13 protein-coding genes and 1 pseudogene are annotated in these 11,529 nt (G+C 69.9%); 10 read left to right on the plus strand and 4 right to left on the minus strand.

What is annotated here, in order from left to right; all coding sequences use genetic code 11:
* From eccB to AB0J52_RS12805, 10 genes are all read left to right on the plus strand, one after another.
* A partial coding sequence (eccB, locus tag AB0J52_RS12760) for a type VII secretion protein EccB (RefSeq protein WP_500181730.1) occupies positions 1 to 950 on the plus strand: 950 nt, incomplete at its 5' end.
* Positions 951 to 1,290: 340 nt separating this feature from the next.
* Positions 1,291 to 1,611 (plus strand): WXG100 family type VII secretion target, encoded by a 321-nt coding sequence (locus AB0J52_RS12765; protein ID WP_500181731.1) that lies wholly within the window; start codon positions 1,291 to 1,293, stop codon positions 1,609 to 1,611.
* A 55-nt stretch (positions 1,612 to 1,666) separates the two neighbouring features.
* Positions 1,667 to 1,963 carry a WXG100 family type VII secretion target gene (locus AB0J52_RS12770; protein ID WP_500181732.1) on the plus strand — a complete coding sequence of 99 codons (297 nt, stop codon included), beginning with the start codon at positions 1,667 to 1,669 and terminating at the stop codon, positions 1,961 to 1,963.
* 124 nt (positions 1,964 to 2,087) lie between these two features.
* Positions 2,088 to 2,669 (plus strand): hypothetical protein, encoded by a 582-nt coding sequence (locus AB0J52_RS12775; RefSeq protein WP_500181733.1) that lies wholly within the window; start codon positions 2,088 to 2,090, stop codon positions 2,667 to 2,669.
* A 24-nt stretch (positions 2,670 to 2,693) separates the two neighbouring features.
* Entirely contained in the window at positions 2,694 to 3,890 is a 1,197-nt protein-coding gene (locus AB0J52_RS12780; RefSeq protein WP_500181734.1) for a WXG100 family type VII secretion target, read from the plus strand.
* 91 nt (positions 3,891 to 3,981) lie between these two features.
* Positions 3,982 to 5,355: a S8 family serine peptidase gene (locus tag AB0J52_RS12785; protein ID WP_500181735.1), complete on the plus strand. Its 1,374-nt coding sequence runs from the start codon at positions 3,982 to 3,984 to the stop codon at positions 5,353 to 5,355.
* Positions 5,356 to 5,645: 290 nt separating this feature from the next.
* Entirely contained in the window at positions 5,646 to 6,686 is a 1,041-nt protein-coding gene (locus AB0J52_RS12790; RefSeq protein ID WP_500181736.1) for a hypothetical protein, read from the plus strand.
* The gene (locus AB0J52_RS12795; protein WP_500181737.1) at positions 6,683 to 7,006 is read left to right on the plus strand and encodes a hypothetical protein; all 324 of its coding nucleotides are present in this window, start codon (positions 6,683 to 6,685) and stop codon (positions 7,004 to 7,006) included. The genes AB0J52_RS12790 and AB0J52_RS12795 overlap by 4 nt, the downstream gene beginning before the upstream one ends.
* Position 7,007: 1 nt before the next feature.
* Positions 7,008 to 7,742 (plus strand): hypothetical protein, encoded by a 735-nt coding sequence (locus AB0J52_RS12800; protein WP_500181738.1) that lies wholly within the window; start codon positions 7,008 to 7,010, stop codon positions 7,740 to 7,742.
* A gap of 77 nt (positions 7,743 to 7,819) precedes the next feature.
* Positions 7,820 to 8,134 carry a hypothetical protein gene (locus AB0J52_RS12805; protein ID WP_500181739.1) on the plus strand — a complete coding sequence of 105 codons (315 nt, stop codon included), beginning with the start codon at positions 7,820 to 7,822 and terminating at the stop codon, positions 8,132 to 8,134.
* Positions 8,135 to 8,337: 203 nt separating this feature from the next.
* Here AB0J52_RS12805 and AB0J52_RS12810 read toward each other — a convergent pair whose 3' ends face one another.
* The 4 genes and pseudogenes from AB0J52_RS12810 to AB0J52_RS12825 all read right to left on the minus strand — a co-directional run.
* Positions 8,338 to 9,126, minus strand: a complete 789-nt coding sequence (locus tag AB0J52_RS12810; protein WP_500181740.1) for a hypothetical protein — start codon at positions 9,124 to 9,126, stop codon at positions 8,338 to 8,340.
* Positions 9,127 to 9,199: 73 nt separating this feature from the next.
* Positions 9,200 to 9,730, minus strand: coding sequence for a hypothetical protein (locus AB0J52_RS12815; protein ID WP_500181741.1), 531 nt, complete (start codon positions 9,728 to 9,730; stop codon positions 9,200 to 9,202).
* Positions 9,731 to 9,914: 184 nt separating this feature from the next.
* A complete protein-coding gene (locus tag AB0J52_RS12820) occupies positions 9,915 to 10,808 on the minus strand; it encodes a hypothetical protein (RefSeq protein ID WP_500181742.1) in 894 nt (297 codons plus the stop codon).
* 77 nt (positions 10,809 to 10,885) lie between these two features.
* A pseudogene (locus AB0J52_RS12825) lies at positions 10,886 to 11,529 on the minus strand (hypothetical protein); the annotation flags it as partial.

Here is an 11,529-nt window from a genome sequence, read left to right on the forward strand (position 1 = left end):
GTGTACTGGCGGGGGTCGCCGCGATAGCCGGACGCGACGTCGGCGGCCGCGGCCTCACCGACGGCGAGGCCGTCGTGGTGAAGTCCGGCGGGCAGCCGTGGGTGATCTGGAAGGACCACCGGATGCAGCTGACCGTCCCGCCGGGGCAGGTCACGGCCATCACCGGCGGCCCGGACGCGGTCGAGGTGCCCCCCGCGTGGCTGAACGCGATGCCCGCCGCGGGCAACTTCGGCGCGCCGAACGTCCCGGGCCGCGGCGGTTCGCACCAGGGGCCCGGCGGACGGCCCGCCCGGATCGGCCAGGTCTTCAAGGCCGACACCGGCGACCGGCCGCTCTGGTACGTCCTGATGGGCGACGGCCTCGCGCAGATCTCCGAGACGCAGGCCCAGCTGCTGCTGCGCTCGCCGGAGACGCTGAAGGCCTACCCGGGGCAGAGCGTCGCCCCCGTCCAGGTGGACGCGGCGTCCGCGCAGCAGGCCGTCGGCTCGCAGCGGCTGATGGACCCGAACCTCCCGCCGACGCTACCGAAGTTCGCCACCTGGGACACCTCCGCGCCGCTGTGCGCGGTGTTCCCCACGGGGTCGTCCGCGGCGCGGCTGACCATGGGCGGGACGCTGCCCGCGCCGTCCGCGGCGACGCTCGGCGCGGGCTCGGCCGGCTCGGCGAACGCGGTGGACCAGGTCGTCCTGCCGCCGGGCGGCGCGGCGCTGATGAGCCTGGTGCCGGGCAGCGGCGAGTCGGGCGGGCAGGCGGCGGGCTCCGGCTCGCTGTCGCTGGTGAACGACCAGGGCATCCGGTTCGCGCTGCCGTCGGCGGACGTGGCGAAGAAGCTCGGCTACGACGCGGGCAAGGCCGCTCCGGTGCCGTCCTCGGTGATCCACCTGATCCCGTCCGGGCCGGCGCTGGACCCGGCGAAGGCCCGCAACCCCGTCCCGACGACGGGCGGCTGACCGCTTCTTCGCGGATCTTCCGGTGTTCGCGGCCACCGACCTCGGGCTTTCCCGGGGCGGCGGCCGTCGGCGTCCTGGCGGCTGAGCTTGGGTTTTGTGATGTCCTGGGTGCTCTCATGGGGCATGTGAGGTGAATCACACGCGTCCGGGTGGATCCTGGCGATCTTCGAATGCGTCGACACCCTGACGGCAAAACCAATATGATCGCTGACATTTCGGGTCACAGGGTGCGCCGCTCCGTCCGATGACGGGGTGGCGCGGTGGGGCGCCCAGCACGGTGCGGCCAGCATGAGCCTGTGACGCGGTGTCAGGACAAGCTCCCCAACCTGGAGGTGACACTGTGGCCGGCCAGTCCGCAGTCGACAGAGCAGCAATGGCCCAGGCGGCCACTCGCATCGAGGAGTCCGCCAACCTCATCAAGGGGCTGCAGAGCCAGCTCGAGGGGCACAAGAGCAACCTCATGAGCGGCTGGGCGGGCAACGCCTCGGTCTCCTTCGACCGGGTCTTCAACGAGTTCCAGACCGACATGAACAAGGTCCGGACCGCCCTCGACGGCATGCACGAGAAGCTCTCGCACACCAAGATCCAGTACGAGAGCACCGAGCAGGAGCAGAACGACGCGGTCAACAAGATCAACGCGCTGCTCAACGGCGGCACCTGATCCACACGGCACCCACCGTCCAGACCGGTCTCAGACCCCCCGAAGGATTTCGATCGTGAGCGACAGTTACACCAAGGCCAATTTCGGCACGATGCAGCAGGCGCAGGCCGACTTCAGCCTCACCTACCGTGCCCTGGTCGACGAGCTCCAGGACCTGGAGAAGGAGCTCGAGAAGCACCTCCAGCAGTGGGAGGGCGACGCCGTCCAGGCGTACTGGGACGCCAAGCGCCAGTGGGACGCGGCCGCCCAGCACATCGGCACCGTCCTCAACCAGCTCGGCGTCGTGATCGGCGAGGCGCACTCCAACTACAGCGCCGCCGAGCGCAAGAACCAGGGCATCTGGGCCGGCTGACACGGCCGCTTGCTCCCCCCGGCCCCGTCGCGCGGGCCGCTCCGGCCGTTCGCACGGCCAGGGCGGCCCGCGTCCACGCGGCCGGTTCCAGGGCCGTGACGCTCCGTAGCCAGGAGAACCAGCAATGAGCAAATACCACCTGACCCCCGGCCAGCTCGCTCAGATCGACCACGTCTACACCGTCGGCTACGGCGAGTACGCGCAGGCCAAGGAGCAGAAGGGGCTGACCCAGCAGGAGTTCGACGCGCTGCCGGAGTACCAGCAGCGCGAGTACTTCTACAAGTACGGTCCGGGCATGCACGCCGGGCACCCCGGGGACGCCGACCACAAGCTCCCGCGGGACGAGCCGGACCGCACCTGGAAGGCCGAGGCGCACCCCGGCTACAAGGTCGACCCGGAGGAACTGCGCGGCATCGCCCGCGACATGCAGTACAAGCTCGACGTCTGGCAGCAGAAGCTGAACGCCGTCGGGGGGATCGCCGTCTCCACCGAGCACCTCGGCGGCATCAAGGGCTCCCAGGACTTCGTCGACCTGGTCAACCAGTCGAAGTCCGGTTTCGGGCAGTACATCAACGACATCGTGACCTCGTACAAGGGTGTCATCGGGAAGTTGAACGCGGCCGCGGACGCCTACGAGCAGGCGCACGACACCACCAAGAAGCAGGTGGGGAAGGTCGACACCAGCGGCACCCCGAACATGACGTGAGCCCGAGCCGGGAGACGCTAAGCAATGACTGAGAACAAGGGATCGTTCCCGATCCGCGACGGGAGGGCCTGGGCGAACCAGGACTTCTCGGATCAGGACTTCGACTCGATCAAGAACCAGCTGAAGAAGATCAACCCGGATCCGGTCAACCGCGCCGCGACGTCGTACAAGGACGCCGCCGACGTCCTGGCGGAGATGACCAAGGAGCTGAACAACAACTTCCGGCCGCGCATCATCGCGCACTGGGAGGGCGACTCGTCCCAGAAGGCGCTGGACCAGATGGGCAAGGTCCACGGCACGGCCGCCGCGCTGTCGGACAGCAGCCACACCAACGCCGAGCTGTACAACTGGTACGGCGGGTCGATCCTCAGCTGGTACAAGACCGCCGGCGAGGACATGTCGGACGGCATGTTCCACACGGGTGGCGACGACGACAACGCCCGCGACCTGATCAAGCGCTTCAGCACCCGGATGGGCGAGGCCTTCAACCACCACCCGGTGAAGATCGACAAGGATCTCCCCGGCGACAAGGGCGGTCTGCACGACGGTCCGCCCGGAGGCCCCGGTGGCGGCCCGGGCGGCGGCCCTGGCGGAGGACCCGGCGGTGGCCCCGGAGGCGGTCCGGGGGGAGGTCCGAGCAGCAAGTTCCCGACCTCGGACCCGAGCAAGAACTTCCACCCGAACAGCAACCTGCCGCAGGACCACAACAACCCGTTCAACAAGCCCGACGGCAACAACCCGTTCAGCCACAAGCCGGACAGCAACAACCCGTTCCAGGACCCGAGCAAGAACCACAACCAGTACCCCTGGAACAACGACAACAACAACCCGTTCAAGGACCCGAACCACAAGACGAACCTGTCGTCGTTCAACCCGACGGGCCTCGGCCCCGGCGGGGGAGGCGGCGGTGGCGGCGGCTTCGGTGGCGGCCCCGGCGGGTTCGGTGGCGGCGGCCTCGGCCCTGACGGCGGCGGCTTCGGCGGCGCCGGCGGCGGCATGGGTGGCGGCGGCGTCACCGGCGTCCCGGGCGGAATGGCGGGTGGCCTCGGAGGCTCCGCCGCCGGCGCGGCCGGCCGCAACGGCATGGGCGGCATGCCCATGGGCGGCCAGCACGGCGGCCAGGGCGAGGGGGAGAAGGAGCGCGAGCGCTCCACCTGGCTCACCGAGGACGAGGATGTGTGGGGCGCGGACGACGACACCGCACCTCCCGTGATCGGCTGACCACTGCTAGACGATCATGCGTGACCCGGGTGGACGGGGGCTGCGGCCCCCGCCCACCCTCTTCGCTGTCCGGACCAAGGGAGATCAACTCATGCGACGGCTGACTCGATCGGCGGCGGCTGCGACGGCGGCGGTCGGCCTGGCCGTGATCCCGACCGTTCCCGCCCGTGCCACGCCCGGCCCCAACCCCAACGAATGGTGGTTCAAGGGCTGGAGCATCCAACAGCTGGTCTGGCCGCAGACGAAGGGCGCGGGCGTCACCGTCGCCGTCATCGACAGCGGCGTCAACGCGAAGCTGCCCGACCTGAAGGAGGCGACCGTCCCGGGCGGTGACTTCTCGGGCGGCAACTCCGACGGCCGGACCGACGTCGACTCCGAGGAGGGCCACGGCACCGCGATGGCGAGCCTGATCGCCTCGCGCGGCACCAGTTCGGGCTTCGTCGGCATCGCTCCGGAGGCCAAGATCCTCCCGATCGTGGTCCGGGACGTGAACCAGTACAGCGAGGCCAAGGCCATCCGGTTCGCCGTGGACCACGGGGCCAAGGTCGTCAACATCTCGCAGGGCGAGGGCAACCCCCAGTTCAAGCAGGACCCGTGCCCGCAGCCCCTCCTGGACGCGGTGAAGTACGCGGCCCAGAAGGACGTCGTCCTCGTGGCGGCGGCGGGCAACGAAGGCGACTCCACCAATGACCCGTCCATCCCGGGATCGTGCCCCGGAGTGCTGGCCGTCGGCGCACTCGGCAAGAACGGCAAAGCCTGGGCGTCATCCCAGCGGCAGCCGTACGTGACCGTGGGCGCCCCGGGCGCCGACGTCGGCGGCATCGGCAAGTCCGGTCACGTGTACTCCAGCGGAGAGGGGACCAGTCAGGCGAGCGCGCTCACCTCCGGTGCCGTCGCGCTGCTCCGGGCGAAGTTCCCCCAGGAGTCCGCCCGCCGGATCGTCCAGATCCTCACCAACACCACCAAGGACTTCGGTTCGCCCGACCAGCTCGGACGGGGAGTCATCAGCATCCCGCGGGCCCTCCGCACGAAGGTCCCCGCGACCGCACCGAACCCTGTCTACGAGCGCCTCGACAAGGTGGGCGGAGCGACTCCCAAGGGCGCTACGGGTGGACAGACGTCGTCCGCGCCCTCCGAGAAGAAGAGCGGTGGGTCCTCGACCATGCTCTACGTGGGCATCGGTGTGGTGGTCATCGCCGTCCTCGTGGTCGGCGGCGTCGTCCTCATGCGGCGCGGCAAGGGCAAGGGTGATGCCGGTGGGCCGCCGCCCGCGCCGATGGGGCCGCCGTCGTTCGGGCAGCAGCCGGGTGGCCACACCGGTCCGCAGCAGTCGCCGTACGGGGGCCCGCAGCAGCCGTCCGGGTTCGGCCAGCCCGGCGGCCCGCAGTTCGGGCAGCCCGGGCAGACCGGAAACGGAGCGCCGCAGTTCCAGCCTCCGGCGGGCGGGCAGAATCCCCCTCAGTAGCCGTCGAGGTCGCCGTACTCGAAAGCGGGATGGCGGAGTCCGTGAACACGGACTCCGCCATCCCGCTTTTCGCTTGTCTTAACCCTCCGACCGGTAGGAGACCGGCTCGGACCGGAGGGGCCGGGCCTCGGAGGAGCAATCACGTCTCCGTGCGGATCCCCGGCACCTTGGTGCACCACGCCGTCGGCCTGCGTACTTTATTTGACTTCGCTCTTACGTCCTGGGCTGGAGGTTAGGAGGGGTTGACCCTAGCTGTTGGCAGGCGATAATCTTTCTGGCAAATTTGCTCCTTGGTGCAGGAGGAAGTGATGACGGAGAAATCCAGCCGCCCAAATAGAATTTCTGACCTGCTCAACAGCTCAACCCCATTTGCTCCTGCGGATAACGCAGAGATACGTGAACGCCTGGTCGTGCCCGCGTCGCAGCCGGACGCGGATGGTGATCAGGTTTTCACCGAAGCGGACATCCCGGTCCCCCAGCGCACGGGGGACGACGAGGAGAGGCGGGTGGTCGTGAGCGAGCCCGCCACGCCGCCCCCTCTCATTCCCGCCGATCCGATGTCCGCTCTCGGTGGCCTGTACGAGCTCATCGCCGAAGTCGACGCGTTCAGCTCGTCCCTGCGCATGGCAACGACGCCAGAGGCGGGTGACGTCGAACACGAAGGGCGGGACGCATCCGAAACAGTCTCGGTCACGATCGCGCCCGATGGCGGCCCGCTCCGGCTGGGGTTTCTCCGGCCATGGCGGAGGGGGCTCACGCCTGAAACGTTCGACACCGCCGTGATGGAGGCCTGTGCGAACGCCTCCATCTCGCGGGTGACAGCCCTCATGTCGGGCTTTGAGAACGTCGACCCTTCGGCCACGGTGCCCGGCGCCCCGGGGCCGGCCGCGCCCAAAGCTCCGGGCGTGCCCACGGCCAGGCCGCGATCTGCCGGGCCGGAGATCGACACCGAGTCGGCGCTCCGACATGTGAATCTGCTGGCCAACGAGTTCAGTGACGCGCTCGCGCGCGCGGAGAGTGAACTCGGGTCCATGGCGTCGGAACCGCCCGGCCTCACCGTCCAGAGTGAGAAGAGGCGCGTCACGCTCACCATCGTCGGGGACGCCATCACGGGGGTGGCCACCCATCACAGCTGGCTGCGTGACGCCGACGAGTCGCGCATCGCCGAGGAGTTCGCGTCCGCGTTCTCCGTTGCTCGTGAGGCGATCGAGAGGGGCACGGGGTTCGAGCCCGCCCTCACGCCCGGGATCGAGCAACTGCAGAAGGTGATCAACGAGCTTCAGGAAGTTGCCGCCGGGATGGTTCGAATTCCATGGGGTGAAGGTCGATGAGTGAACTCGAAGCACGGCTGAACGAAATGCGCAAGGACGTCACCACCTGGGACCAGATCGCCGGTGAGATGCGCAAGGCGGCGCATAACGTCGCCCAGGTCAAGGACCTCAAGGAGGCTTTCGGCTACCTCGGGGAGAAGGCCGGGGTGCCCAACGCCTACACGACGCTGAACGACACGCTTCGATCGCTCGCCGAACTGGCGGACGTTGCTTTTCGTGGTGTGGAGAACAAACTCAATACGGTCATCAAGGTGTATGAGGGGAAGGAAGAGGAAAACCACAAGCTGGTCACGGCCATTAAGGAAGGGTGGAAATTCTGATATGAGTGAGTTCGCTGCGCTCATGACCAATGTCGGCGGCAGTCTGACGAAGCTGAGCTCGACCATGGACGCGATGACCAGCAAGGTCAACAGCATCCTGTCGAAGGTCCCCGGCTGGCTCTCCTACCTCTTCGAACCGCTCAAGACCGCATGGAACAAGTTTGCGAGCATGTGCAGCAAAGTCTTCAAGGAGGTCGGTGACTTCATCGCTCACACCGGTGACTCGGACCGTCTGAGAAAGGTGAGCAAGGACCTGAGCAACAATGTCCAGGCTTCCGTGTCCGCCCAGGCGGGAAAGATCACCGATACCTACATGCATGTCGACGACAAATGGACAGGCGACGCGGCGGAGCAGTACAAGAAGGTGCTTGCGCCCAACGGCGAGCAGGCTTCCGCTCTTCGCCAGTACGCGAGCACGGTTCAGGAGCTGTGCGGGGCCCTGGACAAATGCGCCGGAGCGCTCAACATGTTCTGGATCACGTTCTTCGTCGCGCTCGGGACGCTGATCGGCTCGCTGGTCGCGGCGATCGCCGGCTTCGTCTCGATCGTCGGCGCGATCCCCGCGCTCCTCTACTCGGCGGGCGTGATCGCGATCTTCCTTGGAGTCGTCGCCACCGCCGGTGTGGTCGCCTACGACGACATGTCGGACGCGGCCTCCACCATGCGGGTCCAGAACAACGGAAACGATCACTTGGCCGAGGGAAAGTGGCCGCCGACCGGAGTGCCCCAGTCGTGACGGCTCGGATCGCGTTCCGTCGTCGCACGCGAGTGCCTCGACGCCGCTACTTGTGGTTCTGTCTGGGCAGGTACGTGATGTTCGCGTCGATCTACGCGGTCTTCTTCCTGCGGGGTGACATCCCCGCGGATTCTGAGAAGCTGCCCTTCGCCGTGGCGTGCGCCGGATCGTTCATGACATGCCTGGTCCTCCTTCTGGCGGTGGGTTTCGGGTTCGCCGGTCACTCCCCGGCCGTCCCGACCACGGTGGCCTGGATCTGTTGGGGGGCTACTCTGGCCGCTGTCGTCTTCACCGCGGCGTCCGTCGGCGGCGGCGCCCTGCTGTTCTTGTCGCTGTTCTTGCTGCTAGGAGTGATGCCAGGCCTCCACCTCCGCTCGCTGCCGTCAGGCTGAGGCGAAGAAGGCCCGCGTTGAGCGCACCTCGCTGAGCGCCTCCGAGAGTCGAACTCCGAACGGGTCGACCGGGCCCCCTGCCACACGCCTTGGGACGAACCTCAGCCCCACCCCGGACGGGGACGCCGCGACGGGAGCCGGGGCGGGGCGTCGGGGCCCCGGCGGTCACCTGCGGTGGCGTCAGGTCGAGCCGGCGTTGAGGACTAGGAGCGGGCTCGGCAGGGGGCGCAGGAGGTGAGGGCGGTGACGACCTCCTGGGCAAGGGCGTCCGCGGGCGGCCGGCCGGTGGTGGCGTCCAGGGGCAGGGTGGTCTTCTGGTCGGCCCAGCCGAAGCGGTCGGCACGTGAGTCGCGGCCGCGGTAGGAGACGGTCACGACGGCGTTGCGGACGCGGACGGTCTCCTCGGCGGTGCCGATCTTGCCCAGACCGCTGGTGGCGGTGCGGTGGGTGAAGAACGCCTGGTCACCGATGCCGCTGATGCGGGCGGTGGCGTCGCTGTGCAGGGTTCCGAGGGAGGTGGTGCCGCCGATCCGGAGTGCGCCTCGCCATTCCGACTCGAAGTCCAGCCGGGCCGCGGAGTCGTTCGCGCTCAGCCGGACGGCCACCATGACCCCGCGCTCGACTATGCGCTTCACACCGGGCTCCCCGATCGTCGAGGAGCGCCAGTCGCAGTAGGTGTAGCGCTGGTCCGGATACGTCCCCGTCGTGGGCGGCTTCTGCGCTTTCGGGACGAGCCGGTCGAGCGTCCCCTGGGACACGGCCGCGCACATGTCGGGCGCGGAAGCAAAGGCGGCCCGCTCCTTCTTCTCGCCCGATCCCGAGCCCGCGACGGCCCACGCCACGCCTCCCGCCGCGAGGAGCAGTGCCCCCGCTCCGGCAATCCACCGCCGTCGTTTCCACAGGGGTGCGGAGGGGCCGGGCGGCGTCGGGGTGGTCGGAAGGACGGGAGTCTCGGGCTTGTCGTCGGGGGGGAGGAACGTGGGTCGGTTCATGACGACTGGAATGGTAGACGCTGTGGGTCTTGCGGGCGTATGTCGTCGTGAGGGCGGGCCGCCCGCGCATCGGTCAGGCGGTGGCCTCGGTGGGGCGGGGGCGGCGGGTCCGGCGGAGGTAGTAGGCGGTGGTGACGATGGCGAGGAGCGGGCCCCAGGCGAGGAGGGGCGCGTAGCAGGCGGTCATGACGGCTCCCGCGACACCGTGCGGGGCGTCCGGATCGCCCATCGCGGCGGGGTCCGCCCAGGTCACGGCGCCGACGAGGGTGATCGCGGTGACGGCGAGGGCGCCGAGGGAGGCCGGGACCACAGCCGCGAGCGGCGGGATGCTCCGTCCGCCCAGGAACGGGACCCAGGACGGGACCGTCTCGCCCCACGGCCGGACGAGACCCATGGTCAGCATGGCCAGTCCCTCAGCGGCCAGGCTCAGGACGATCACGTACGGCGTCATCGTCCAGCCCGGCCGGTACATGTCGGCGAGTTCGCCGGAGAACCCGACCGGGACGCCGACGCCGAGCGCGATCCGCCACAGCCCGGAGGGCAGCGTCGTGAGGCTCGCGGCGCGGGCCGTCCATTCGATCCAGCGGGGTACGGCGGTGTCCATGAGAACTCCCGGGTCAAGGGGCTTCCTGTCACGGACCATGCTGCTGGGACGCCCCCGGACGGCACTTCCCCCGCCGGGCTCGTCCCCCGCCCCCCGAACGGGTCATTTCCCCCATCCCCCGCCCGGGGGAGAGGGCGTCCCGGTGGAATCCGGGCGGGTCATCGCACTCCGCCGCCTGCGCTGGTCAGTTGGGTTGGCGGCAGGTGGGGCAGGTGGTGAGGGCGTTGACGACGTCGCGGGACAGGGCGTCCGCGCCCGGACGGCCCGTCGCGTTGTCGAGCGGGGTGCGGCCCGTGTCGGCGGGGGTGCCCAGCTCGTCGGCGCGGGCGTTGAAGCCGGTGTAGCTGACGGTCACGATGAGGTTCCGCGCGCGGACCGTCTCGCCTGACTCGCCGGACTTCCCCAGCGTCGTGCTGCTCGTGCGGTGGTAGTAGAACGCCTGGTCGCCGAGCCCGTTGATCGGCTCGGAGGCGTCACCGGCCAGCTTTCCGCCGCCGAGGGTCGAGTTGGAGCCGGAGAACCCGATGGCCGTCCGCCAGGACGAGTCGTAGGCGGACTTCGCGGACGCGACGCTCTCGAACGCGGTGATGTCCACCCGGGCCGTCCGGTACAGGATCCGCTTGCCGCCGGCCGTGGCGCGCATCGGGCCCGCCCAGAGGCACCACGAGTGGTCTTTCGAGCCGGACCGGTCGCCCACGGGCGGCTCGGCGCGCGGGACGAACTGGGCGATCGTCGGTTTGGTGACCGTCGAGCAGGCCGCGGGGAAGGACGCGTAGCGCTCTTCCTTCGGCTTCTCCTCGGACGACCCGCCGACCGCCCAGGCCACGCCGCCGAGGACCACGACGACGGCCGCGCCGATGGCGCCGGCGATCAGAAGGCGCCGGTTGCCGCGGGGTGCGGACGCCTGCGGGGGCGGAGGGGCCACCGTCTCGGGCGTCGGCGGATCGGTCACCGGCGGGAGGAACTGGGGACGCGGAGCCGCCGACCGCGTGGCGGGCTCGGACTCCGCCGTCTCGTCCTCGGCGGGCAGGAACTCCACGGCCGCCCGGCCAGGCGACGGCTCCGAGGCCGCCGGCACGGGACGCCCGGTTTCCGCGTCAGGTGGCGGCCCTGGACGGTCGGACGGCGCGTCCTGCGGGCGTGAAGGGTCGTCGCTCATGAGAGCGGCGGGGGCTTGAGGATGCCTTGGGACTTGAGGGCTTCGACGGCGGCCGTGATCGCGGACGGGGGGACGTCAGGGACGCGGCCGGCGTTGGCCCGGATGTGGGCGACGAGGTCGGGGTCCGGCGGGACGCCGTGGGTGCGGAGGTAGTAGGCGGTGCCCTCGGGCCAGACCCAGGCGCCGTCGGTGCGGTAGCCGGACGGGACGGTGGCCGGGTGGGCGTCGTCCTCCAGGTCGGGAAGCGGGGGGCCCGCGGGGAAGGCGACCGGGGCCTGCTCCAGGTAGGCGAGGACGGAGTCGCGCTCGGCCGGCGGGACGGGCGGGCGCGGCGGCAGGTCCGGGTTCGGCAGCGGGAAGGTCAGGCGGAGGGTCTGCTCGTACCGGGAGGCCAGGCCGACCAGGTCGTCCAGGGACGGGGCCTGGGCCTCCTCGGCGTCCGGGGCCAGGGAGCGGATCGCCTCGACGGCCGGGACCCCCGCGGCGAACGCCTCGCGCAGCGCCGGGTAGAAGGCACCGGCCCGGTTCGTCCCCTCAAGGCCCGCGTCGGCGCGGGCGACGTAGGACGCGGCGTCGCCGGACGCCCACAGGTAGCCGAGGACCAGGCCGCTCTCGGCGACCACCGGCCCGCACCCAGTAC

The sequence above is a fragment of the Spirillospora sp. NPDC049652 genome, assembly GCF_040675125.1.
GTDB lineage: Bacteria > Actinomycetota > Actinomycetes > Streptosporangiales > Streptosporangiaceae > Spirillospora.